Here is a 23,832-nt window from a genome sequence, read left to right on the forward strand (position 1 = left end):
GACGTCGCTGGAAAGCCGGTCGGCGTCGCCCCCGGGCGGAATCAGGGGGGCGGCGCCGACCGCGCGGGGATCGCGTGCCGGGGCGGGCGTCACTCGGGCTTGGCCGCGGGGGCGAGGACGCAGAACTCGTGGCCCTCCGGGTCGGTCAGGCAGGTCCACGGGACGTCGCCCTGGCCGAGGTCGAGGGCGGTGGCGCCGAGGGCGCGCAGCCGGGCCACCTCCGCCGCCTCGTCGTCGCCGGGGTAGGGCAGCAGGTCGATGTGCACGCGGTCGGGCACGGTCTTCCCGCCGGGCGCGCGGAGAAACTCCAGATACGGGCCGACGCCCTCGGCGGAGCGCAGTACTGCCCGCTCGTCGGTCACCTCGTGGAGGGCCCAGTCCATCGCCTCGCCCCAGAACCGGGCCATGGCGCGCGGATCCACGCAGTCGATCACCACCGCGGCGACCGGCCCGGTGTCCCGGTAGGTCTCCCGGGGCTCCAGTACGCAGAACTCGTTGCCCTCGGGGTCGGCGAGGACCGTCCACGGCACGTCGCCCTGGCCCACGTCGACGGGCGTCGCACCGAGCGCCTTCAGGTGCTCTACCCACTCCGCCTGCTGGGCCGCCGAGGTGGTGGCGAGATCGAGGTGCACGCGGTTCTTCGCCGGGGTCTTGGGTTCCGGGACGGTGACGACGTCGAGGCAGAGGGCGGTGGGGTCCGGCCAGACGAAGTCGCCGCCCGGTTCCACGTTGGTCACGCCGGGCCCCTCGCTGGACACGCCCCAGCCGAGCGCCTCCGCCCAGAAGCGGCCGACCGCCGCGTCATCGAGGGCCTTGATGTTCACGTTGACCGGTCGCAGTGCCATGCCGGCGATGCTATGGACCCGCTCCACGAGGTCGTCCGGCCGTTGCCGAACGGTGATCAACCCCAGGATGCACGGTCGCATGCACAGCCGCATCGCATGACCGCGTTGCATAAAACTTCACTGGTCCGTATAGTCATGCCATCGATGAGGAGGATTCGATGACTGTACGAGCGGCGGTGGCCGGGGCCAGCGGATATGCGGGCGGGGAAGTCCTGCGTCTGCTGCTGGCGCACCCCGAGGTCGAGATCGGGGCGCTGACCGGGAACTCCAACGCGGGACAGCGACTCGGCGCGCTCCAGCCGCACCTGCTGCCACTGGCGGACCGGGTGCTGGAGCAGACCACCACCGAGGCGCTGGCCGGGCACGACGTCGTCTTTCTCGCGCTGCCGCACGGGCAGTCGGCGGCCGTGGCCGAGGAGCTGGGCCCGGACGTGCTGGTCGTGGACTGCGGCGCCGACTTCCGGCTGACGGACGCGGCGGACTGGGAGAAGTTCTACGGCTCCCCGCACGCCGGTACCTGGCCGTACGGCCTGCCGGAGCTTCCCGGGGCGCGCGCGGCGCTGGAGGGGTCCAAGCGCATCGCCGTCCCGGGCTGTTACCCCACCGCCGTCTCCCTCGCGCTGTTCCCGGCGTACGCGGCGGGACTGGCCGAGCCGGAGGCCGTGATCGTCGCGGCGTCCGGCACCTCGGGCGCGGGCAAGGCGGCCAAGCCGCACCTGCTCGGCTCCGAGGTCATGGGGTCGATGAGCCCGTACGGCGTGGGCGGCGTGCACCGGCACACCCCCGAGATGATCCAGAACCTCAGCGCCGCGGCCGGCGAGCCGGTCAGCGTGTCCTTCACGCCGACCCTCGCGCCGATGCCCCGCGGCATCCTCGCCACCTGCACGGCCAAGGCCAGGCCGGGCCTGACCGCGGAGGACCTGCGCGCCGCGTACGAGAAGGCCTTCGGCGACGAGCCCTTCGTGCGGCTGCTGCCCGAGGGCCAGTGGCCCGCCACGGCCGCCGTGTACGGCTCGAACGCCGCGCACCTCCAGGTCGCGTACGACGCCGCCGCCGGCCGGATCATCGTGATCTGCGCGATCGACAACCTCGCGAAGGGTACGGCCGGCGGCGCCGTACAGAGCATGAACATCGCCCTCGGGCTCCCCGAGGACACGGGACTTTCCACGATCGGAGTCGCGCCGTGACGGTTACGGCAGCCAAGGGATTCACGGCGGCGGGCATCGCCGCCGGGATCAAGGAGAACGGGAACGCGGACCTCGCCCTCGTGGTGAACAACGGCCCGCGACTGGCCGCCGCCGGCGTCTTCACCGCCAACCGCGTCAAGGCGGCGCCGGTCCTCTGGTCCCAGCAGGTCCTCAAGGCCGGGCAGCTCGGCTCCGTCGTGCTGAACTCCGGCGGAGCGAACGCGTGCACCGGCCCGAAGGGCTTCCAGGACACCCACGCGACCGCCGAGAAGGTCGCCGAGGTGCTCGGGCAGAGCGCCGGAGAGGTCGCGGTCTGCTCGACCGGCCTGATCGGCGAGCTGCTGCCCATGGACAAGCTGCTCCCCGGCGTCGAGAAGGCGGCCGGTGAGCTGAGCCCGCACGGCGGCGAGAAGGCCGCCATCGCGATCAAGACCACCGACAGCGTCCACAAGACCGCGGTCGCCGAGCGCGGCGGCTGGGTCGTCGGCGGCATGGCCAAGGGCGCGGGCATGCTCGCGCCGGGACTGGCCACCATGCTCGTCGTGCTGACCACCGACGCCGACGTACCGGCGGCCGACCTGGACAAGGCGCTGCGGTCCGCGACCCGTACGACCTTCGACCGGGTGGACTCCGACGGCTGCATGTCGACCAACGACACCGTGCTGCTGCTCGCCTCGGGCGCGTCCGGCACCACCCCGGCGTTCGACGAGTTCGCCGAGGCCGTACGGGAGGTCTGCGACGACCTCGCGCGGCAGCTCATCGGTGACGCCGAGGGCGCCAGCAAGGACATCCGCATCGAGGTGATCAACGCCGCGAGCGAGGACGACGCCGTCGAGGTCGGCCGGTCCATCGCCCGGAACAACCTCCTGAAGTGCGCCATCCACGGCGAGGACCCGAACTGGGGCCGGGTGCTCTCCGCCATCGGCACCACCTCCGCCGCCTTCGAGCCGGACCGGCTGAACGTCGCGATCAACGACGTCTGGGTCTGCAAGAACGGCTCGGTGGGGGAGGACCGCGACCTGGTCGACATGCGCTACCGGGAGGTCAAGATCACCGCCGACCTCGCCGCCGGATCCGAGTCCGCCGTCATCTGGGCCAACGACCTCACCGCCGACTACGTCCACGAGAACAGCGCGTACTCCTCATGAGCGAGCAGCCCACCCCCGCAGGTTCGGGGGCCACCCGCAAGCACACCGCGCTGCCCAAGGCCCGCATCCTCATCGAGGCGCTGCCCTGGCTCACCCGGCACCACGGCAAGACCGTCGTCATCAAGTTCGGCGGCAACGCCATGATCGACGAGGAGCTGAAGGCCGCCTTCGCGCAGGACGTCGTCTTCCTGCGGCACGCCGGACTGCGCCCCGTCGTCGTGCACGGCGGCGGCCCGCAGATCAGCAAGCAGCTCGACGCGCTCGGCATCGAGTCGGAGTTCAAGGGCGGGCTGCGGGTCACCACGCCCGAGGCCATGGACGTCGTCCGGATGGTGCTCGCCGGGCAGGTCCAGCGGGAGCTGGTCGGGCTGCTCAACCAGCACGGGCCGCTCGCCGTCGGCATGACCGGCGAGGACGCCCACCTGATGACCGCCACCAAGCACTACGCCGACATCGACGGCGAGCTGGTGGACATCGGCCGGGTCGGCGAGATCTCCGCCATCGACCCGGGCGCCGTCCAGGCCCTGCTCGACGACGGCCGGATCCCGGTGATCTCCTCCGTCGCCCGCAGCGCGGACGACGGCCACGTCTACAACGTCAACGCCGACACCGCCGCCGCCGCGCTGGCCGCCGCGCTGAACGCCGAGACGCTGATGGTCCTCACCGACGTCGAGGGCCTGTACGAGGACTGGCCCCACAGCGACGAGGTCATCTCCCGGCTCACCGCCACCCAGCTGGAGAAACTCCTGCCGGACCTGGCCAGCGGCATGGTGCCCAAGATGCGCGGCTGCCTGCACGCGGTACGCAACGGCGTGCACACCGCCCGGGTGATCGACGGGCGCGTCCAGCACTCCATCCTGCTGGAGATCTTCACCGACGAGGGCATCGGCACGATGGTCCTGCCGGACGCAAAGAACGACACGGACGAGGGGGCAACGGCATGACGGACGGCGCGAGCAACACGGACCTCACCCAGCGCTGGCAGGGCGCCATGATGGACAACTTCGGCACGCCCCGCATCCCGCTGGTGCGCGGCGAGGGCACCAAGGTGTGGGACGCCGACGGCGCCGAGTACCTGGACTTCCTCGGCGGCATCGCGGTCAACGCACTCGGCCACGCGCACCCGGCCCTCGTCCGCGCGGTCTCCGACCAGGTCGCCACCCTCGGCCACGTCTCGAACTTCTTCGTCGCCGAGCCCACCGTGGCCCTCGCCGAGCGGCTGCTGCGGATCGCCGGCGGCCGTCCGGGACGGGTGTACTTCTCCAACTCCGGCGCCGAGGCCAACGAGGCCGCCTTCAAGATCGGCCGGCTCACCGGACGCACCCACGTCGTCTCCACCGTCGGCGGCTTCCACGGCCGCACGATGGGCTCCCTCGCGCTGACGGGCCAGCCCGCCAAGCAGGACCCCTTCCGGCCGCTGCCCGGCGACGTCACGTACGTCCCGTACGGCGACACCGAGGCACTGAAGGCCGCCGTCACCACCGACACCGCCTTCGTCATCCTGGAACCCCTCCAGGGCGAGAACGGCGTCGTCGTGCCCCCGGACGGCTACCTCCGGGCCGCCCGCGAGATCACCCGTGCCACCGGCACCCTGCTCGTCCTGGACGAGATCCAGACCGGCATCGGCCGGACCGGGCACTGGCTGGAATCCCAGGCCCAGGGCGTCGTCGACGCCGACATCATCACCCTCGCCAAGGGCCTGGGCGGCGGTCTGCCGATCGGCGCCACCCTCGCGTACGGCAAGGCCGCCGAGCTGCTCACCCCCGGCGCGCACGGCTCCACCTTCAGCGGCAACCCGGTCGTCTGCGCCGCCGCGCTGGCCGTCCTGGACACCATCGAGGCGGACGGGCTGCTGGACCACGTGAAGCAGGCCGGGGAGCGGCTGCGGGCCGGGATCGAGGCGCTGGAACACCCGCTCGTCGGCTCGGTCCGCGGTGCGGGCCTGCTGCTGGGTATCGTCTTGAGCGGGCCGCACGCGCCGAAGGTGCAGCAGGCCGCACAGGACGCAGGGCTCCTGGTGAACTCCGTCGCACCGGACGTGGTCCGGCTCGCGCCGCCGCTGATCGTCTCCGACGCTGAAGTGGACACGTTCCTCCAGAAACTCCCCGGCGTCCTCGACGCGGCCGTCGAGGCGGCCGACGGGGAACGACGAGCCGGAGACTGACAGAGACGATGACCGAGGCGCAGGACAACGATTCGCTGCACGGCCCCGCCGTGCCGCAGACCCGGACCGCCCGGCACCGCCGGATCGTGGACATCCTCAACCGCGAGCCGGTGAGGTCGCAGAGCCAGCTGGCCAAGCTGCTGTCCGACGACGGGCTGAGCGTCACCCAGGCGACGCTCTCCCGCGACCTGGACGAGCTGGGCGCGGTGAAGATCCGCAACACCAACGGTGAGCTGATCTACGCGGTGCCCAGCGAGGGCGGCTTCCGCACCCCCAAGGCGCCACTGGGCGAGTCGGCCAAGGAGGAGCGGATGCGCCGCCTCTCCGGCGAGCTGCTCATCTCCGCGGAGGCGTCGGCGAACCTGGTGGTGCTGCGCACCCCGCCCGGCGCGGCCCAGTTCCTCGCCTCGGCCATCGACCAGGCCGAACTGCACGTCATCCTCGGCACCATCGCCGGCGACGACACCCTGCTGCTGATCAGCCGCGACCCGGACGGCGGCCAGGCACTCGCCGACCACCTCCTCCGCCTGGCCCAGAAGAACGGCTGACCCGGCCCGGCCCACGTACGGCCGAGCCCGGCGCACCACGGCCCGCCCCTCGGGGGCGGGCCGTTCGCGTACCCGCGGGCGCTCGCGCCTCACCACACCGGCGTGTCCGGCGGGCCCCCGAAGAACCGGCCGTCACCGGAGGCCGTCCAGGCGTACCGGCCGTCACCGGAAGCCCTGCAAGGAACCGGCCACCACCGGAGGCTCTCGAAAACCGTCCGGTCGTGGCAGAGTGTGCCGGACACCCGTCCGGGTGCGGCGATCAGGCCGCTGTCCGGGCGGCGGGGCGGACGGGAGGCAGTGGCATGGACCGGCGGATGCGGCCGGCGGACGCCTTGCGGGCACTGCTCGCGGTCCTCGCGCTCGTCCTCGGCGGGCTCAGCCCCACCGCGACGGCCGCCACCACGGCCCCGTACGCGGACGGCACCCCGTACGCCGCGGCGCACCCGGCGGGACCCCCGCACGCGCACGACGGCTCCGCGTACCCCGCGAACCTGCACGCCGTCCTGCGCACCACCGGCCGCACCGCGCCGGCCGAACAGCACGTGGCACACCCGGTCCCGGGCCTCGGCCCGGCCGGCCACGCCGCGCCCCGGCCGCGGGCCCTGTCCTGGCTGCCGGTACGCGGGGACACCACCGACCGGCAGCAGTTCTCGGCGGGCCTCCGGCCGGCCCGCGCCCCGCCCCTCTCCAACAGGTGAACACCTCCCACCACGGCACACCCTGACCCGGCCACCGGCCGGGGCGGCGTCCGCCGTGCCCCCCGCCGCGCCCGTACGGAACGGCCGCGGTGTCCACCGCCGTGCCCGCACGCAATCGCGTACCGGCACGGATCCCCGTCGCGCCCGTACGCCACCGGCGCGACCGCCTGTTGGAGGCACCCGCCCATGAACCGCGCTTCGAGGCTGCGCGCGCTGCTCGCGCTCGCCGTCCTCGCCCTGTCGCTCTACCTGACCCTGACCCAGTCGCCACGCCTCGGACTCGACCTGCGCGGCGGCACCCAGATGGTCCTGGAGACCCGGGACACACCCACCACGAAGGCCGGCCGGGAGGCCACCGAACGCACCCTGGAAGTCCTGCGCCGCCGCGTCGACGGCCTCGGCGTCTCCGAACCGAACCTCGCCCGCTCCGGCGAGAACCGCATCGTCGTCGAACTCCCCGGCGTCCAGGACCCGCGCGAGGCCGCCCAGGTCCTCGGCCGCACCGCCCAGCTCACCTTCCACCCCGTACACGGCACCGAACCGGCCGACTCCCGGGAGCAGGGGCCCAAGGACGAACGCACTCTGCGCGACGAGTCCGGACAGCCGCTGCGCATCGGCCCGGCCGCGCTGACCGGTGAGCAGGTCGACGGCGCCGAGGCCGGCTTCGACGCCGAGGGCGGCAGCGGCTGGTTCGTCAGCGTCGACCTGCGCGGCGACGGCGAACGCAAGTGGGCGAAACTCACCGGGGAGGCCGCCTGCAACCCGGTGGGCGACCCGGCCCGCCGCGCCGCCATCGTCCTCGACGACAAGGTCATCTCCTCTCCGCAGGTGAACGAGTCGGTGGCCTGCGGCACCGGCATCACCGGCGGCGCCACCCAGATCACCGGCGGCTTCACCCAGCAGGAGGCCCAGGACCTCGCGCTGCTCATCAAGGGCGGCGCGCTGCCCGTCCCCGTCGAGCTGGTCGAACAGCGGACCGTCGGGCCGACGCTCGGCGCCGACGCCATCGAGGCCAGCGCCCGGGCCGCGGTCATCGGCATCACCCTCACCGCGCTCTTCATCATCGTCGTCTACCGGCTGCTCGGCGCCCTCGCCGCGCTCGCCCTGGCCTGCTACGCGCTGATCTCCTACGCCGCGCTGCTGGCGCTCGGCGCCACGCTCACCCTCCCCGGCCTGGCCGGCTTCGTACTCGCCATCGGCATGGCCGTCGACGCCAACGTCCTCGTCTTCGAACGGGCCAGGGAGGAGTACGCGGCCGGACGCAAGAAGAAGCGGCGCGGCAGCGCGGACAACGGCGCGCGGCCGAACATCCGCACCGCCCTCACCGCCGGCTTCCGCAACGCCTTCAGCGCCGTCGCCGACTCCAACATCACCACCCTGCTCGCCGCAGGACTGCTGTTCTTCTTCGCCTCCGGGCCGGTACGCGGCTTCGGCGTCACCCTCTCCATCGGCGTCCTCGCCTCGATGATCAGCGCACTGGTCGTCACCCGCGTCCTCGCCGAATTCGCCGTCGGCCGGGACCTCGTACGGGCCGCGCCGCGGATCACCGGACTGGCGAACGAGGGCCGGGTGCGCACCTGGCTCACCCGCCGCTCGCCCGACCTGATGCGCCACCGGCGCCGCTGGCTCGCCGGCTCCGCGCTCGTCCTCGTCCTCGCCGCCGGCGGCATCGGACTGCGCGGCCTGGAATTCGGCGTGGAGTTCACCGGCGGCCGGATGGTCGAGTACACCACCGCCACCCGGGTGGACCCGGGAGCGGCCCGCACGGCGCTCGCCGACGCCGGCTTCCCGCGCGCCGTCGTGAACTCCTCGGGCGACGGCGGCCTCACCGTACGCACCGAGAAGCTGACCGCCGCGCAGGAGGGCGAGGTCCGGGCCGCCGTCGCCGGGCTCGGCGGGAAGACCGAGAAGGTACGGGACGAACTGGTCGGTCCGAGCCTGGGGGACGAACTGCGCCGCAACGCGCTGATCGCCCTCGGCGTGGCGCTGCTCGCCCAGCTCGGCTACCTCGCGGTCCGTTTCCGCTGGACGTTCGGCACCTCCGCGGTGGCCGCCATGGCGCACGACGTGCTGATCCTCGTCGGCGTCTTCGCCTGGCTGGGCAAGCCCGTCGACGGCGTGTTCCTGGCGGCGCTGCTCACCGTCATCGGGTACTCCGTCAACGACTCCGTCGTGGTCTTCGACCGGGTGCGCGAGCTGTGGGGCGCGAACCGCAGGGCCCGGTTCGACCGGGTCGCCAACTCCGCGATCCTGCAGACCCTGCCGCGCACGGTGAACACCGGCATCGGCGCCGTCCTGATCCTGGCCGCGCTGGCGTTCCTGGGCGGGGACACGCTCACCGACTTCGCGGTGGCGCTGCTGATCGGCATCGGCGTCGGCACGTACTCGTCGCTGTTCACGGCCATGCCGCTGGCCATCTCCCTGGAGGCCCGCAGCGCGGCGCCGCCGCCCCGGCCGGTCACGCGCCGCGGACCCGCGCCGTCCCTGACCGGCCCGCGCCGTCGAGCGGGCGCGGGCCGCACGGACGACACGGGCGCGGTGGTGTAGCCGTACGGAAGACAGCGGTGAGGTGGTCCGCCTCAGGGGCGGGGCACCTCTGCTTCAGGGGCGGGGGTCTCGGCCTCCAGTGCCGATACCGCTGTGGCGCCGGTCCCCGTGACGCCCGCCCTCGTGGCGGCCGTCTCCGTGGCGCCCGTATCCGGGGCGTCGGTCGGGGTCCCGGCCGGCGCTCCGGCGGCGGGTCCGCCCCGGCCGCGCCGCCGGTACGCGCGCACGCCGTACGCCGCGAGCACGACCACGAGCGTGACGGCGCTGGCCGCGAAGTCCATACGGGTGGAGGGCAGCACGGCCATCGTGACGATCACCACCGTCATCGCGGCCACCGTGAACCAGCTCAGGTACGGATACCACCACATCCGCAGCTGGAGCGATTCCGGGTCCTCGCGCTCCAGGCGGCGGCGCAGCCGCAGCTGAGAGAGGGCGACGAGCAGGTACACGAAGAGGGCCACCGCTCCGTAGGAGTGCACGATGAAGGAGAAGACGGCGTCCGGCGAGACGTACGCGATGATCACCGAGACATAGCCGAGGGTGGTCGCGAGGAGGATCGCGCGGCGCGGCACGCCCCGCTTGCTGAGCTTGGTCAGGCCGCGCGGCGCGTCGCCGTTCCGGGTGAGCGCGAAGACGATGCGGGAGGCGCTGTAGAGGCCCGCGTTGAGCGAGGAGAGCACGGCGACCAGTACGAGGATCCGCATGAGGGTGCCGGCGGAGGGGATACCGATCTCCTGGAGCGCCGCGACGTACGGGCCGTCGGCCACGTCCGGCTTGTTCCACGGCACGATCGCGATGACCAGGAAGATCGAGCCGACGTAGAAGAGCAGCACGCGCAGGACGACGGAGTTGGTGGCCTTGGCGACGTTGCGGCGCGGCTCGCTGGACTCCGATGCCGCCAGCGCGGCGATCTCGGCACCGGTGAAGAAACCGACCGCGGGAATGACGGCGGCGAGCACCGGACCGATGCCGTGCGGCGCGAATCCCTGATGCGCGGTCAGGTTCGATACGTCGGCGTGCGCACCGGGCCACATTCCGAGGACGAATACCAGGCCGAGGACGAGAAATACGGTGATGGCGGCGACCTTGATGGAGGAGAACCAGTACTCGAACTCCCCGAAGGACTTCACCGAGAACATGTTGACCGCGGTGAGGATGACCATCAGGCAGAGGCTGATGACCCAGAGTGGAATGCCCGGCAGCCAGACGTGCAGCTGACTCGCGCCGGCGACGGCTTCCAGCGCCACCACGTTCACCCAGAAATACCAGTAGAGCCAGCCGATGGTGAATCCGCCCCAATTGCCCAGGGCGAGGCGTGCGTACGCGTAGAAGGAGCCGACCGAGGGACGGGCCACCGCCATTTCGCCGAGCATCCGCATGACCAGGATGACCAGCCCGCCGGCCAGCATGAACGAGATGATCGCGGCCGGTCCGGCGTCCTCGATGACCACGCCGCTGCCGACGAAGAGCCCCGCGCCGATGACACCGCCGAGGGCGATGAGCCGCATATGGCGTTGTTTCAGTTCACCGCGCAGCCCCGCGTTTTCGGTGGCTTCGGTGTTTTTCTCTCCCACGGAGACGCCCTTTCCTCGGGTGATCGGCATTGTCGGGGATGATGGCCGCCCGGTGAACTCCGGAGAAAGCGCCAGAAACCAGCGATATCGCGGTACCAGAGGGGAGCCTAGAACGCGCGCATGACGCGCGTGTTGCATCGGCATTGCACGATGATCGTTTTCGCGCACACCAAGGGGAGGGCTGCGCCGAGGGAGGCGGGCGTGTCCGCACCGCCTCCCTTGGGTAACCCCGATGCTTCCGCGCCCCCTCCTTTGGGTAACCCCCTGCTGGGGGGACGGGGGTGTTCGAGCCGCCACGTATGCGCCGCGGCGGATGTGGGAAGGGGCCGGCGCTGTTGAGGGACCCGGGCGTTCGCGCCGCCTTCTTTGGGTAACCCCCTGCTGGGGGGACGGGGGTGTTCGAGCCGCCACGTATACGCCGCGGCGTCGGGGCTGAGCTGCCCGAGCTGCCCAGCCGGCGCGCCCGTGGCGTCAGCCGTACGCCGATGGCGCCGACCCCGTACGCCCGTAGCGCCGGCCCAGGCCCTCCGCCCAGCCCCCGCCGCCGGTCCAGCCCCCTAGGCAGCCCCCCGCTACCCCAGCACCGCTCGCTGGACGTCCGCCATCATGACGTCGACGCCCGAGAGCAGTTCTCCGAGTACCTCGCGGTCGGCGATCAGCGGGGGCGAGATCATCAGCATGGTCGCGCCGCGGTCGTCGGGGCGGAGGATGACGCCCGTGCGGCGGAAGGCGGTCGGCAGTACCTCGCGCAGCACCTTCTGCGATTCCGCCTCGGTCAGCTCGCGGCCCGTCTCGCGGTCGGCCATCAGCTCGACCGCGTAGAAGAAGCCCATGCCGCGTACGTCCTTCACCACGCGGTACCGGTCCTTGATGGCCTCCAGTCCGGCGCGCAGTTCGGGGCCGAGCGTGCGGACGTTGCCGAGGACGTTCTCGTCCCGCATCGCGGTGATGTTGGCGACCGCGACCGCCGTGGAGACCGGGTGGCCGCCCCAGGTCGCGCCGTGCGTGAACGTACCGCCCTGCGGGGACTCGAACAGGCCGCGCACCAGCGGCTCCCGGGCGATCATGCCGCCCAGCGGCGCGTACCCCGAGGTCGACCCCTTGGCGAAGGTGATCATGTCGGGCACGGCGCCGAAGTGCCCGCTGCCGAACCATTCGCCGAGCCGCCCGAACGAGCAGATGACCTCGTCGGCGACCAGGAGTACGCCGTACGTGTCGCAGATCCGGCGCAGCTCGCGCCAGTACCCGTCCGGCGGGACCAGCGCGCCGCGGCCGTTCTGCACCGGCTCGGCGAAGACCGCGGCGACCGTCTCCGGGCCTTCTTCGACGATGGCCTGCTCGATGGCGCGTACGCAGTCCAGCTCGTCCGCCGGGCCGCAGTCGCCGGTGAAGCCGAGCGTGTGGGGGACGTGCCGGATGCCGGGCAGCAGGGGCTGGAACGGGTCGCGGATTTTGGGCAGCCCGGTCACCGACAGGGCGCCGAGCGTCACACCGTGGTACGCCATGTGCCGGCTGATGATCTTCGTACGCTCGGGGGCGCCCTGGCTCCGGTGGTACTGCCGGGCGAACTTGATGGCCGTCTCCACGGCCTCCGAGCCGGAGTTGACGAACCAGGTGACGCTCAGGTCGCCGGGCGCCAGGTCCGCGATCAGGCTCGCCGCCTCCACGGCCGGCGGGTGCGCGGCGCCCCAGTTGGTGGAGTACGGCAGCGTCTCCATCTGCTTGGTGGCGGCGGCCACGATGTCGCCGCGGCCGTGGCCCATGTTGACGCAGAAGAGTCCGGCCAGGCCGTCCAGGAAGCGGCGGCCCTGTTCGTCGTAGAGGTGGCAGCCCTCGCTGCGGACGAACACCGGCAGTCCTTCGTCCTGCCAGACGTCGTTGCGGGTGAAGTGCTGGCCGAGGTGGGCCTGTGCCTTGGCGCGCAAGGAGTGTTCGGTGCTCACGGTGATCCTTCCGGGGGAGGAGAGGGGAGGAGAGCGGAGAGGAGCGGAGGGGAGGAGAGTGGTTCGGACGGGTTTGCGGTGGCGGGCCCGCGGCGCGAGGGAACGGGCGGGCCCGCGGCGCGCCTCAGACGAGGACCTCGTCCACGTCCACGTACTTCAGGTCGTGCGCCTCGGCCACCGGCTGGTAGGTGAGCTGGCCGCCGAGCACGTTGATGCCGCGCTTGACGGCGGGATCGGCGGCGGCCGCGGCGGCGAGGCCGTTGTCGGCGATGGCTAGGACGTAGGGCATGGTCACGTTGGTCAACGCGTGGGTGGAGGTGTTGGGCACCGCGCCCGGCATGTTGGCGACGCAGTAGAAGACCGAGTCGTGGACCTGGTACGTCGGGTCGGCGTGGGTGGTCGGCTTCGAGTCCTCGAAGCAGCCGCCCTGGTCGATGGCGATGTCGACCAGTACCGAGCCCTCCTTCATCCGGGAGACCAGGTCGTTGCTGATCAGCTTGGGGGCGCGGGCGCCGGGCACCAGTACCGCGCCGATGACCAGGTCCGCCTCCAGGACCGCCCGCTCCAGCTCGAAGGCGTTGGAGGCGACGGTCCGGATCCGGCCCTGGTACATCCGGTCGGCGGCGCGCAGCTTCTCGATGTTCAGGTCCAGCAGCGTGACGTCGGCCCACATGCCGGTGGCCACGGCCACCGCGTTCATACCGGAGACGCCCGCGCCGACGACCACGACCTTGGCGGGGGAGGTGCCGGAGACGCCGCCCATCAGGACGCCGCGGCCGCCCGCCGCGCGCATCAGGTGGTACGCGCCGACCTGCGGCGCCAGCCGGCCCGCGACCTCCGACATCGGGAACAGCAGCGGCAGCGAGCCGTCCGCGGGCTGCACGGTCTCGTACGCGACTCCGGTGATCCCGGACTCCAGCATCGCCTCCGTGCACTCCTTGGAGGCGGCCAGGTGCAGGTACGTGAAGAGCAGCTGCCCCTCGCGCATGCGGTGGTACTCCTCGGCGACCGGCTCCTTGACCTTCAGGATCATGTCGGCGGTGGCCCACACCTGATCGGCGTCCCGCAGGACGGTGGCGCCGGCCGCGGCGTACTCGGCGTCCGGGATCGAGGAGCCGTCGCCGGCGCCCTGCTCGACGTACACGGAGTGGCCGTGGCGGACCAGCTCGTGCACGCCCGAGGGGGTGATGGCCACGCGGTACTCGTGGTTCTTGATCTCGCGCGGGATTCCGATCTTCACGAAGAACTCCCATCGGTAGGGGCGGGCGCGGCAAGCGCGCCCGGCGACTCTCGGTGTCCGGGGCGGCGGCGCTCCGCCGTGACGCGCCGCGGCCTGACGTGCCGTGGCGGTCGTGGCGTCTCGTGGCGCTAGCGTGCGGGGCCAACTGGTCCGGGCGTAAGCGCCAGTTCTCCGGCTTCTGATGGGTCCAGGGCCGGGCCTACCGGAACCCGTCCGTCCGGGCAATTTCTCCCGCCCGACCTCTTGGGCGGCGGCCCGGACGCGGTTACGATCCCGTCAGCTGGCACCCCACGACAAGGCGATTCCGGTCAATCCGATGGGGGCAGTCCCGCCTCCGCCCGCCGGTCCTTTCCCCCTGCCTGTACGCCGGTCCAGCACGTTCCCCGCCATCCGCCATCGCAGGAGGCCGGTATTCCCCGCACACTGATCGAGATCGACCGGGACTCGGCCGAACCGCTGTACCGACAGATCCGCAAGGCCATCGAGCACGGCATAGCTGTCGGCACCGTCGACGCCAGCAGCCGGCTCCCCTCGTCCCGCGAACTGGCCCGTGAGCTGGGCCTTTCCAGGAACACCGTCAACGCCGCCTACCAGGAGCTGGTCGCCGAGGGCTTCGTCGAGAGCCGGGTGCGGCAGGGCATCTTCGTCAACCGCGACATGCGCCCGCACTGCGCCGCCGAACAGCGCCCCGAGGCCGAGCCCTTCGACTGGAGCGCCCGGCTGCGCGGCCACCCCGAGGACACCCTCCCGCACATCGAGAAGCGCGCCGACTGGGCCGAGTATCCGTACCCCTTCCTCGCCGGGCAGGTGGACCTGCGCGCCTTTCCCGCCCGCGACTGGTCCCGCGCGCTCAACGAAGCGCTGTACCAGCCGCACGCCCGCTACAGCCTCCAGGACAGCATCGCCTGCGACGACCCGTTGCTGGCCGAGATGGTGTGCAGCAGGCTGCTGCCGGCCCGCGGCGTCGAGGCCACCCCCGAGGAAGTCCTCGTCACCGTCGGCTCCCAGCAGGGCCTGGACCTGCTCTCCCGCGCCCTCCTCGGCACCGGCTCCACCGTCGCCGTCGAGGACCCCGGCTACCTCGACGCCCGCCACATCTTCGTCCGCGCCGGCGCCCGCCTGATGCCGCTGCCGGTGACCGCCGCCGGGCTCACCCCGCCCGCCACCCTCGCCGGCGTCGACCTGCTGCACGTCACCCCGAGCCACCACCACCCCACCAACGTCACCCTCGGCATCGGCCGCCGCCGCGAACTGCTCTCCCTGGTCCGGGAGAGCGGCACGGTCATCGTCGAGGACGACTACGACAGCGAGTTCCGCTACCAGGGCACTCCGACCCCGGCACTGAAGGGCCTGGACACCACCGACCAGGTCGTGTACCTCGGCACCTTCTCCAAGTTCCTCGCCCCCGGCCTGCGCCTGGGCTACCTGGTCGGCGCGAAGGAGCTGGTACGCGAACTCCGCGACCTGCGCCGCTACTCCGTCCGTCACCCCTCGGGCCACACCCAGCGCGCGCTCGCCCTCATGATCCAGTCGGGCGAGTACCAGCGCGCCGTCCGCCGCTATCGCGGCCAGCTCATGCGCAAGTGGGAGGCCGTCTGCACGGCCGTCAACGCCCACCTCCCGTGGCACACCACCCCCTCCCCGGGCGGCGTCAGCCTCTGGATGACCGGCCCCGAGGAACTGGACTGCCGCAAGCTCGTCGACAGCGCCCAGCGCCACGGCGTCCTCATCGAACGCGGCGACATCTACTTCCTGCCCCGGGGCACCGACGGCCCCCCGCTGCACCACTTCCGCATCGGCTTCGCCGCACCGCCCCTCAATGCCATCGACCCGGGCATCCGGATCCTGGGGCGGCTGGTGGCCCGCCAGCTAGCGGGCCAGTAGCCCCAGCACCTCGCGGAACAGGCCGTTTCCCGTGTCCGGCGGCAGGTCGAGGATGCGGGAACGGCGGTAGTACGGGGTCAGGTCGAGGGCCACGCCGAGACCGTGGATCTCGGTGCCGGACTCCCGGTGCGCGACCACGTCCCGCAGGTGGTGGTCGAGGTAGTGGCGGTCGTTGGCGAGGTGGGTGGCGGTGTCCATCGGACTGCCGTCCGAGACGACGAAGAGGACCCTGCGGCCCTCGGCGCCGGCCTCTGCGCGGGCGCAGGCCCAGTCCACCGCCTCGCCGTCGATGCCCTCGCGGTAGAGATCGGGCTTGAGGAGCGCCGCGATCCCGTGGCGGGCCCGGCGCCAGGGGGTGGCCGCGTCCTTGAAGACCAGGTGGGAGCGTTCGTTGAGACGGCCGGGGTGGGGCGGCCGGCCGGCCCGCAGCCAGTCGCGGCGGGCGCGGCCGCCGTTCCAGGCGCCGGTGGTGAAGCCGAGGACCTCGCAGCCGGCGCCGGCCCGGTCCAGGGCGCGGGCGCACACGTCCACCAGCATCGCCACGGACTCGGCGTGCTCCTTCATCGAGCCCGAGCAGTCGATGAGGAAGGTGACCAGCGCGTCGGCGACCGGCGCTGTCCGTTCGGTACGGAAGAGGCGCCGCTCGGTGGGCGAGGTGATCAGCCGGCTGAGCCGGCCGGGGTCGATGTGGCCGGTCTCCTGGCCGCCGTCCCAGCCGTCGCGGGCCGGCGTCGCGAGCAGCAGGTGCAGCTCGCGGGCGAGCCGGGGGACGTTGACGCCCTGGTCGGCGACGCGGCGGTCCAGCCGGGCGCGGTACTCGCGCAGCAGCTCGGCGCGGACGAGCGCGGTGGCGGCGGCCTCGCGGTCGTATGCGGTGGTGAAGACGCGGTAGCCGCCGGGCGCCTCGGCCAGGGTCCGGCTGTGGCCCGACGCGGCGGTGGGGCTCTCCTCGGCGGACTCGGAGTCGAGGTCGAGGAGGGCGGCGAAGGGGGAGCGGGTGTACTCGTCGGGGTCGTCGTCCTCGGTCTTGTCGCCGGGGGTGACCGCCGCCGTGAGCAGGCCGGCGACCGTACGGGCCAGGGACAGCGCGTACGGGGCGAAGGCATGCTGGTCGGCGCGGTGGCGGCGGAGGGCGGCCAGGTCGTGGCCGGTGAGCGGGGCGAGCGCGGCGCGGGTGGCCTCGATCGGCTCCTCCGCGTGCGCGGGCACGGGTTCGCCGGTGAGCCGGGCGCGGGTGACGTGCGCGACGGTGAAGAGGAGCAGGCCGCGGGCGGTCTCGGTGAGGCCGGACCGCACGCAGTCCTCGGACCACACGGTGAAGCGGTGGCGGAGGTTGGCGCGTACGCCGGCCAGCGGCGCGGGGGTCAGCGCCTCCGTACGGAACTGTTCCAGCAGCTCGAAGACCAGCCGGGCGGCCGGGTCGTCCGTGGGGCACGCCTCCGCGTGCAGGCCGGGGTCCGAGCCGCGCAGCCGCAGCGCCAGGCCGTCGGCCGCGCCGCGCCGGGAGGCGAAGTCGGCGTCGTCGGGGGAGGGGCGGGCGTGCGGGGCGTGTACCGGGACCGGGTGCCGGCCGCGGTACGGGCGCCCGCCGCGGAAGTGCACCGCGGGTTCCGCGCTCAGCGCCCGTACCGCGCCCGCGCACAGCTCCTCCGCCTGCTGCCGCCGCCGCGCCGCGGCCTGCCGGGCGGTCACGCGGCGGGCTCCTCGTGCGCGGCGGGCTCCCCGGACGCGGCCGTGAGCCGGTGGGATTCGGGCAGCTCGCGGTCGAAGCAGCGCTGGAAGTACTCGGCGACCAGCGGGCGTTCGGCCTCGTCGCACTTGTTGAGGAACGAGACCCGGAAGGCGGCGGCCGGGTCGCCGAATATCCCGGTGTTCTCCGCCCAGGTGAGCACCGTACGCGGGGACATCAGGGTGGACAGGTCGCCGGCCCGGAACCCCTCGCGGGTGAGGCCCGCGACCGCCACCATCGCCGCCACCAGCGCGCGGCCCCGCTCGTCGGCGAGGGAGGGGACGCGGGCGCGGACGATCGCGGCCTCCTCCTCGGCGGGGAGGTGGTCGAGCGCGGCGACGATGTGCCAGCGGTCGATCTGTGCGTGGTTCAGCCGCTGCGCGCCGTGGTAGAGGCCGTTGAGGTTGCCGAGGCCCACCGTGTTGGCGGTGGCGAAGAGCCGGAAGGCCGGGTGCGGCGCGAGCACCCGGTTCCGGTCCAGCAGCGTCAGCTTCCCGTCGCTCTCCAGCATCCGCTGGAGCACGAACATCACGTCGGGTCGCCCCGCGTCGTACTCGTCCAGGACCAGCGCCATCGGCCGTTGCAGCGCCCACGGCACGATGCCCTCCTGGAACTCCGTCACCTGCTGCCCGTCGCGCAGCACCACCGCGTCCCTGCCGATCAGGTCCGGGCGGCTGAGGTGGCCGTCCAGGTTGACGCGTACGCAGGGCCAGTTGAGCCGCGCCGCCACCTGCTCGACGTGGCTGGACTTGCCCGTGCCGTGCAGGCCCTGGACCAGGACGCGGCGGTTGTGCGCGAAGCCGGCGAGCAGGGCGAGGGTGACGTCCGGCTGGAAGCGGTACGCGGGGTCCGCCTCCGGTACGTACGGGGTGGGTTCGCGGAACGCGGGGACGGTGAGCGGGGAGTCGATGCCGAAGACGTCCTTGACGGCGATGGTGGTGTCCGGGGCTGTCGTCATGTGCGGGGAACTCCTCCGAAGTACGGGTGCACCGAAGTACCGGTGCACGGGTGCACCGAAGTACGGGTGCCGGTTCAGGACGCCGTCGCGTCCTCCGGTGTGCCCTCCGCCTCGATCCGGCTGATCGCGTCCGCGGCGCGCTGCAGCGCCGGCAGCAGCGACAGCGCCTTGTCCGCTGTCAGCCGCATGACCGGCGCCTGGACCGCGACGCACAGGTTGGAGCGGCCGCCGTCATCGGTCGGCACCAGCACCGCGACGCACACCAGCCCCGGCAGGAACTCCTCGTCGTCCAGCGCGAAGCCGTCCCGCCGGATGCGCTTGAACTCCTCCTCCAGCGCGTCCAGATCGGTGATCGTCTTGCCGGTGTACGCCTTGAGGGGGGCGTGCGCGAGCAGCTTGCGGCGCTGCGCCGGGCTCATCTGGGACAGGATCATCTTCCCGCTGGCCGAGCAGTGCGTCGGTACCCGGGAACCGGGGCGGAGGTAGAAGCGGAGCGGTTCCGGGGTTTCCACGCGGTCCAGGTAGACCACCTCGTTGCCGGAGAGCGCGGTGATGTTGCAGCTCTCGCCCAGCTCCTCGACCAGGCCGCGCAGGACGGTGTGGCGCGCGCCGTGGTGGGTGGCGTTGAGGAGGAGGTTCTCGGCGAGCCGGCGCAGCCGGTGGCCGGTGCCGTAGTGCCGGCCGTCGCTCTGCCGGATCAGCAGCCCGGTGCTCTCCAGCTGCTGGAGCATCCGGTGCAGCGTGGGCTTGGGCAGCCCGGTCTCCTCGACCAGGCCCTGCAGCGAGACCAACTGGTCCTTCGCGGCGATCAGTTCGAGCAGGGAGAAGAGGCGCATGGTCGGCGTGTCGCCGTTCACCGCGCCGGGGTCGGGCTCGCGTGGCGGGACCACGGTACCTCCAGGGCTGTACGTCCACCAGTCGTCATCCGGTGTGGATTCCGGAAACAAGCTACCACCGTCTCGATTTCCTGAACGCATCGTTGACGGCTCCGTGCGGCCCCCTTATGGTCCAGCCAGATCCTGAATTCAGGAACGCCACGTACCGATTATTGGCGCATGCAGCCCCTTACGTAGGGCTCATCGAGCGCTTTCCGTGCCTCCCCGGCGTGTCGAAGGAGTGGAACCTTGAGCGAGAAGCAGACGGCCGACGGCCGTACCGTCGTCAGCGGGCAGCAGCGGATGACCCCGTCGGAGGCCTTTGTCGAGACCCTCGTGGCCAACGGGGTGACCGACATCTTCGGCATCATGGGCTCGGCGTTCATGGACGCGATGGACATCTTCGCGCCGGCCGGCATCCGCCTCGTCCCCGTCGTGCACGAGCAGGGCGCGGGCCACATGGCCGACGGGTACGCCCGGGTCAGCGGCCGGCACGGCGTCGTCATCGGCCAGAACGGCCCCGGCATCAGCAACTGCGTCACCGCGATAGCCGCCGCGTACTGGGCGCACAGCCCCGTCGTGATGATCACGCCCGAGGCGGGCACCATGGGCACCGGGCTGGGCGGCTTCCAGGAGGCCGACCAGCTGCCCATGTTCCAGGAGTTCACCAAGTACCAGGCGCACGTGAACAACCCGCAGCGGATGGCGGAGTACACCGCGCGCGCCTTCGACCGGGCCCACTCCGAGATCGGCCCCACCCAGCTCAACATCCCGCGCGACCACTTCTACGGCGAGATCGAGACCGAGATCCCCGACCCGCAGCGGCTGGACCGCGGCCCCGGCGGTGAGCGGACCCTCGCCGAGGCGGTCGAACTGCTCGCCACCGCCGAGTTCCCCGTCATCATCTCCGGCGGCGGCGTGGTCATGGCCGACGGTGTCGAGGAGTGCAAGGCGCTCGCCGAACGGCTGGGCGCGCCGGTCGTCAACAGCTACCAGCACAACGACAGCTTCCCCGCGAGCCACCCGCAGTGGTGCGGGCCGCTCGGCTACCAGGGCTCCAAGGCCGCGATGAAGCTCATCTCGCAGGCGGACGTGGTGGTCGCGCTGGGTACGCGGCTCGGCCCGTTCGGCACGCTGCCGCAGCACGGCATGGACTACTGGCCCAAGAACGCGAAGATCATCCAGATCGACGCGGACCACAAGATGCTCGGCCTGGTCAAGAAGATCACCGTCGGCATCTGCGGCGACGCGAAGGCCGCGGCCTCGGCGCTGACCGACCGGCTGGCCGACCGCACCCTCGCCTGCGACGCCACCCGCGAGGAACGTGCCGCGCGCACCAAGGCCGAGAAGGACGCCTGGGAGGAGGAACTCTCCGCCTGGACCCACGAGAAGGACCCCTACTCCCTCGACATGATCGCCGAACAGGAGCAGGAGGACGGCAACTGGCTGCACCCGCGCCAGGTCCTGCGCGAACTGGAGAAGGCCATGCCGGAGCGGGTGATGGTCTCCACCGACATCGGCAACATCAACTCCGTCGCCCACAGCTACCTGCGCTTCGAGGAGCCGCGCTCCTTCTTCGCGCCGATGTCCTTCGGCAACTGCGGCTACGCGCTGCCGACCATCATCGGCGCCAAGGCCGCCGCGATGGACCGCCCGGCGATCGCGTACGCCGGGGACGGCGCCTGGGGCATGAGCATGGGCGAGATCATGACCGCCGTACGCCACGACATCCCGGTCACCGCCGTGGTCTTCCACAATCGCCAGTGGGGCGCCGAGAAGAAGAACCAGGTCGACTTCTACAACCGCCGCTTCGTCGCGGGCGAGCTGGAGAGCGAGTCCTTCGCGGGCATCGCGCAGGCGATGGGCGCGGACGGCGTCGTCGTCGAGAAGCTGGAGGACGTCGGCCCCGCACTGCAGCGGGCGGTGGAGGCGCAGATGACCGAGGGACGGACCACCGTCATCGAGATCATGTGCACGCGTGAGCTCGGCGACCCGTTCCGCCGCGACGCCCTCAAGAAGCCGGTCCGGTACCTGGAGAAGTACCAGGACTACGTCTGACCGGAGCCGGCCGACCGGGCGGGGTTCCGCCGGTCCGCCGCCACGTGCCGGTGGACGCCGTGCGGACGGCGTCCACCGGGTGCGGCCCGCGCCACCCGGCTGCCCTGCCGGCAGCGGTGACCGCACCCCGGCCGGGGCCGCCCGCGCCCCTCAACGCGGGCGGCCCCGGCCATTGCTCCGCGAGGTGCCCCGGCTTCGCCACCCGGGGTGCCCCTGACCCGCCACCGGCGGCCGCGCCACCGCCGTGGCCGCTCGCGCAGTTCCCCGCGCCCCTGGCCGTCCCCCCTCCCGCCACCGAAGGAGCCGCGCCATGTCGACGGACCCCGCCCAGCCCCTGATCACCACATGGGCGGAACGGCTCCGCACCGCGCACCGCAAACCCCGCATCGCGCTGGCGGAAGGCACCGACCCCCGCGTCCTGTGGGCCGCGGCCCACCTCGCGGAGCAGGGCGCCGTCACGCCCGTCCTCACCGGCGACCCCGCCCGCGTCCGCAATCTCGCCGCCGACCTGGACCTCAAGCTCCCCGAGGACCCGGAAGCGCTCGACATCCTCGACCCGGCCCGCCTCGCGGCCGACCCCCGCTGCACGGACGCGCTCGCCGAAGCACTCGAAGCCCGCCGCCGCCTCACCTCCCACGACCGCCGCGAACTCGCCGCCGACCCGCTCTTCCTCACCGCCACCGCGCTCCGCCTCGGCGACGTGGACGGCTGCGTCGCGGGCAGCAACCGGCCCACCGCCGACGTCCTGCGCGCCGGCCTCTACGTCGTGGGCCTGGCCCCCGGCATCCGCACCCTCTCCAGCAGCTTCCTGATGGAGCTGCCCGACGGCCGCGTCCTCGGCTACGGCGACTGCGCCGTCGTCGTCGACCCCACCTCGGCGGAGCTGGCCGACATCGCCCGCGCCACGGCCGCCACGTACGAGGAACTCACCGCCGGCACACCCCAGGTGGCGCTGCTCTCCTTCAGCACGAAGGGCAGCGCCCAGCACCCCCAGGTCGACCGGGTCGGCGACGCGGTACGGCTGCTCCGCGCGAGCGATCCGGAGCTGGCGGTGGACGGCGAGCTCCAGTACGACGCGGCCTGCGTACCGGCGATCGGCCGCGCCAAGGCCCCCGCCTCAACGGTGGCGGGGCAGGCCAATACCTTCATCTTCCCGAGCCTCGCCGCCGGCAACATCGGCTACAAGATCGCCCAACGTCTCGGCCACGCCACCGCCATCGGCCCCCTCCTCCAGGGCCTGGCCGCCCCCCTCCACGACCTCTCCCGCGGCTGCACGGGCTCCGACACAGCGGCCCTGTCCCTGGCCACGGCGGTACAGGCGACGGTCAGGCGTCGCCAGCCACCGCAAACGCGATGAACGCGCTCCAAGCGACCCGCGATACCTGCATCTCGGGCCCGCGTATCGCCTTCGAATCACGCACGTGGACCGTATCCGTGCCGGGCGCCGCAGCGACCTCCACGCAGTCGCCGCCGTTAGGGCCGCTGTAGCTGCTCCTGAACCAGGCCAATTCGGTGTTCATAGTTCCCCTGCCACGCGTTCGACGAGTCGTGCAGACTCCTCCGGGCCGAGGGCCTGCGAGCGCAGCATCCCATGGCTCATCCACAGTTCACTGACGCGCGCACGGTCGAAAACCAAGGTGCTCACGCCGTGTGATTCGAGGTAGACGGCCTGATTGCGGTCCGAGGTCTCCACGAGCACCATCGGGCCTCCGTTGAGTCCGCTGTGCCCGACGACGGTTGTCGGCAGCACCTGGATGTCGACGTTGCGGATCTGCCCGCACTCCAGCAGCTTGCCGAGCTGGTCCCTCATGACGCCCGCGCCACCCACCGCACGGCGCAGCACGGCCTCCTCGATGACGAACACGAGGGCCAGTGGCGGCTTCTGCCGCGTGAGCAGGGATTGCCGCGCAAGGCGTGCGGAGACGCGCTGCTCCACCGTCTCGTCGTCGAGCGGCGGGTACTGGGCATGGAGCAAACTCCGTGCGTATTCCTCGGTCTGGAGCAGCCCCGGCACGACGCCGGGGTCGTACGAGAACCGGCTCACCGCCTCCGCCTCCAGCAGGGCGAAGTCCCGGAAGAACGCGGGGAACTTGGCGAGTTCGATCTGCGGCTGCAGCGTGCGCAGCGTTCCGCCCGCGTCCAGCACGCTCTCCACGGCCTCGGTGAATACGGCCTTCGCCGGACGACGGCCCTGCTCGACCGATGCGACGAGCTCGTACGAATAGCCCACAGCTTCGGAGAGTTGCTGTTGAGTAAGCCCGGCCCGCTCGCGGAAGAGCTTCAGCAGTTTGCCGTAGCCGACCCAGATGGCGGGTCGTTCGCCGGTTTCTTTCGCCATGCGGCGAGGCTAGCCGCCGCACACGGCTCGTCACTCTCCGAAGCCGGCAATCGTCACCGGCACGCGTCTCGCGACGCCTGCGCATTGACGGGTAGT

The 23,832-nt window shown here is 72.2% G+C and carries 19 protein-coding genes; 10 read left to right on the forward strand and 9 right to left on the reverse strand.

Features of this window, described 5'->3' with window-relative positions:
• Positions 1 to 89: 89 nt before the first annotated feature.
• The gene (locus tag ABZ840_RS30865) at positions 90 to 845 is read right to left on the reverse strand and encodes a VOC family protein (protein ID WP_361565020.1); all 756 of its coding nucleotides are present in this window, start codon (positions 843 to 845) and stop codon (positions 90 to 92) included.
• 158 nt (positions 846 to 1,003) lie between these two features.
• Between ABZ840_RS30865 and argC the strand changes: the two genes are divergently transcribed.
• The 7 genes from argC to secD all read left to right on the forward strand — a co-directional run bounded on the left by argC (position 1,004) and on the right by secD (position 9,137).
• Entirely contained in the window at positions 1,004 to 2,032 is a 1,029-nt protein-coding gene (argC, locus tag ABZ840_RS30870) for an N-acetyl-gamma-glutamyl-phosphate reductase (protein WP_361565023.1), read from the forward strand.
• Complete coding sequence (argJ, locus tag ABZ840_RS30875) at positions 2,029 to 3,180, forward strand: bifunctional glutamate N-acetyltransferase/amino-acid acetyltransferase ArgJ (protein WP_361565026.1); 1,152 nt, start codon at positions 2,029 to 2,031, stop codon at positions 3,178 to 3,180. Before argC ends, argJ begins: the two co-directional genes overlap by 4 nt.
• Positions 3,177 to 4,124, forward strand: a complete 948-nt coding sequence (gene argB / locus ABZ840_RS30880; protein WP_361565029.1) for an acetylglutamate kinase — start codon at positions 3,177 to 3,179, stop codon at positions 4,122 to 4,124. The genes argJ and argB overlap by 4 nt, the downstream gene beginning before the upstream one ends.
• Positions 4,121 to 5,344, forward strand: coding sequence for an acetylornithine transaminase (locus ABZ840_RS30885; protein ID WP_361565032.1), 1,224 nt, complete (start codon positions 4,121 to 4,123; stop codon positions 5,342 to 5,344). Before argB ends, ABZ840_RS30885 begins: the two co-directional genes overlap by 4 nt.
• 8 nt (positions 5,345 to 5,352) lie before the next feature.
• A complete protein-coding gene (locus ABZ840_RS30890; RefSeq protein WP_361565035.1) occupies positions 5,353 to 5,892 on the forward strand; it encodes an arginine repressor in 540 nt (179 codons plus the stop codon).
• 302 nt (positions 5,893 to 6,194) lie between these two features.
• Positions 6,195 to 6,590, forward strand: coding sequence for a hypothetical protein (locus ABZ840_RS30895; RefSeq protein WP_361565038.1), 396 nt, complete (start codon positions 6,195 to 6,197; stop codon positions 6,588 to 6,590).
• Between the two features lie 186 nt (positions 6,591 to 6,776).
• Positions 6,777 to 9,137, forward strand: coding sequence for a protein translocase subunit SecD (gene secD, locus ABZ840_RS30900; protein ID WP_361565041.1), 2,361 nt, complete (start codon positions 6,777 to 6,779; stop codon positions 9,135 to 9,137).
• A 32-nt stretch (positions 9,138 to 9,169) separates the two neighbouring features.
• Here the strand turns inward: secD and ABZ840_RS30905 are convergent, their stop codons facing one another.
• The 3 genes from ABZ840_RS30905 to ald form a co-directional block, all read right to left on the reverse strand.
• Positions 9,170 to 10,711, reverse strand: a complete 1,542-nt coding sequence (locus ABZ840_RS30905; RefSeq protein WP_361565044.1) for an amino acid permease — start codon at positions 10,709 to 10,711, stop codon at positions 9,170 to 9,172.
• 572 nt (positions 10,712 to 11,283) lie between these two features.
• Complete coding sequence (locus ABZ840_RS30910) at positions 11,284 to 12,654, reverse strand: aspartate aminotransferase family protein (protein ID WP_361565047.1); 1,371 nt, start codon at positions 12,652 to 12,654, stop codon at positions 11,284 to 11,286.
• Between the two features lie 124 nt (positions 12,655 to 12,778).
• Complete coding sequence (gene ald, locus ABZ840_RS30915; RefSeq protein ID WP_361565050.1) at positions 12,779 to 13,894, reverse strand: alanine dehydrogenase; 1,116 nt, start codon at positions 13,892 to 13,894, stop codon at positions 12,779 to 12,781.
• Positions 13,895 to 14,137: 243 nt separating this feature from the next.
• On the opposite strand from ald, the gene ABZ840_RS30920 reads away from it, so the two are divergent.
• Positions 14,138 to 15,778 (forward strand): PLP-dependent aminotransferase family protein, encoded by a 1,641-nt coding sequence (locus ABZ840_RS30920; RefSeq protein WP_361565053.1) that lies wholly within the window; start codon positions 14,138 to 14,140, stop codon positions 15,776 to 15,778.
• Here the strand turns inward: ABZ840_RS30920 and ABZ840_RS30925 are convergent.
• From ABZ840_RS30925 to ABZ840_RS30935, 3 genes are all read right to left on the reverse strand, one after another.
• Positions 15,764 to 17,470 (reverse strand): cobalt chelatase, encoded by a 1,707-nt coding sequence (locus tag ABZ840_RS30925; RefSeq protein WP_361565055.1) that lies wholly within the window; start codon positions 17,468 to 17,470, stop codon positions 15,764 to 15,766. The two genes, ABZ840_RS30920 and ABZ840_RS30925, sit on opposite strands and share 15 nt — an antisense overlap.
• On the reverse strand, positions 17,467 to 18,465 hold the full coding sequence (locus tag ABZ840_RS30930; protein WP_361565058.1) for an AAA family ATPase: 999 nt from the start codon (positions 18,463 to 18,465) through the stop codon (positions 17,467 to 17,469). The genes ABZ840_RS30925 and ABZ840_RS30930 overlap by 4 nt, the downstream gene beginning before the upstream one ends.
• A 74-nt stretch (positions 18,466 to 18,539) precedes the next feature.
• Entirely contained in the window at positions 18,540 to 19,355 is an 816-nt protein-coding gene (locus tag ABZ840_RS30935; protein ID WP_361565061.1) for an IclR family transcriptional regulator, read from the reverse strand.
• A 234-nt stretch (positions 19,356 to 19,589) separates the two neighbouring features.
• Here ABZ840_RS30935 and xsc point away from each other — a divergent pair, with 234 nt between their 5' ends.
• Entirely contained in the window at positions 19,590 to 21,398 is a 1,809-nt protein-coding gene (xsc, locus tag ABZ840_RS30940; RefSeq protein ID WP_361565064.1) for a sulfoacetaldehyde acetyltransferase, read from the forward strand.
• Between the two features lie 310 nt (positions 21,399 to 21,708).
• Positions 21,709 to 22,755 carry a phosphotransacetylase gene (locus tag ABZ840_RS30945; protein WP_361565067.1) on the forward strand — a complete coding sequence of 349 codons (1,047 nt, stop codon included), beginning with the start codon at positions 21,709 to 21,711 and terminating at the stop codon, positions 22,753 to 22,755.
• Here ABZ840_RS30945 and ABZ840_RS30950 read toward each other — a convergent pair.
• Both ABZ840_RS30950 and ABZ840_RS30955 read right to left on the reverse strand, forming a co-directional pair.
• Complete coding sequence (locus tag ABZ840_RS30950; protein ID WP_361565070.1) at positions 22,724 to 22,918, reverse strand: DUF397 domain-containing protein; 195 nt, start codon at positions 22,916 to 22,918, stop codon at positions 22,724 to 22,726. The two genes, ABZ840_RS30945 and ABZ840_RS30950, sit on opposite strands and share 32 nt — an antisense overlap.
• Positions 22,915 to 23,736, reverse strand: coding sequence for a helix-turn-helix transcriptional regulator (locus ABZ840_RS30955; protein WP_361565073.1), 822 nt, complete (start codon positions 23,734 to 23,736; stop codon positions 22,915 to 22,917). Before ABZ840_RS30955 ends, ABZ840_RS30950 begins: the two co-directional genes overlap by 4 nt.
• Positions 23,737 to 23,832 lie beyond the last annotated feature (96 nt).

Source organism: Streptomyces sp. NPDC047117 (assembly GCF_040643545.1).
Lineage (GTDB): Bacteria > Actinomycetota > Actinomycetes > Streptomycetales > Streptomycetaceae > Streptomyces.